The sequence below is a fragment of the Phycicoccus flavus genome, from assembly GCF_004025965.2.
In the GTDB taxonomy this organism is placed as follows: domain Bacteria; phylum Actinomycetota; class Actinomycetes; order Actinomycetales; family Dermatophilaceae; genus Phycicoccus; species Phycicoccus flavus.
Window position 1 is genome coordinate 1 of sequence record NZ_SAYU02000151.1, and the last position, 755, is coordinate 755.

At 78.7% G+C, this 755-nt stretch carries 2 protein-coding genes; both read right to left on the minus strand.

Annotated elements, in window-relative coordinates:
* On the minus strand, nucleotides 1–233 hold a 233-nt coding region (locus EPD83_RS20270), incomplete at its 3' end, for a serine hydrolase (RefSeq protein ID WP_165567085.1).
* A gap of 10 nt (nucleotides 234–243) precedes the next feature.
* The coding region (locus tag EPD83_RS20275) for a methionyl-tRNA formyltransferase (protein ID WP_407676045.1) at nucleotides 244–755 on the minus strand (512 nt) is incomplete at its 5' end.

A 755-nucleotide genomic window follows, 5' to 3' on the forward strand; every position in this document is an offset into this window, starting at 1 on the left:
TCGCGCAGCTGCAGGACCATCGTCGCGACGAACGTCTTGGTGTTCGACGCGACGAGGAACTGGTCGTCGGCGGTCGGCGGGCGGTCGGTGCCGACCTCGGCCGTCCCGACGCCGGCCTCCCAGAGCACCTCGCCGCCGCGCACGAGCGAGGCGTGGACGCCGGGGACGCGGCCGGAGCGCTGGCGGCCCAGGACCGTGCGGCGGAGCAGGGCGGCGGTCGAGTCGCGGATCACCCGTCCGACGCTAGGCCACCGGGTCGCCCAGCCGCTCCCCGGTGCCGATCCGCATCCCGCGGGCCCAGTCCGCGGCGGCCATCGGGCGCCGGCCGTGGGGCCCGACCTCGCCGAGCACGAGCGGCCCGGACCCGGTGCCGACCGCGACCGCGCGCTTGCTCACGTGCAGCGCGCCGGGGGCGAGCGGCGGCGTGCCGTCGGGGACGGGCTCGCCGGTGCGGGGCGCGCCGACCTTGAGCCGCTCGCCGCGGAAGGTCGTCCACGCGCCGGGGGCGGGGGTGCAGCCGCGGACCTGCCGGTCGACGAGGTGGGCGGGCAGGGCCCAGCGGACCTCGGCGTCCTCGACCGTCAGCTTCGGGGCGTGGCTGACGCCATCGGCCGGCTGGGGCACGGCGCGCAGCGACCCGTCCTCCAGCCCGTCCATCGTCGCGACGAGCAGCCCGGCCCCGACCTCGGCCAGCCGGTCCAGCAGGGTGCCGGCGGTGTCGTCGGGGCGGACGTCCTCGGTGACGGTGCCGAGGA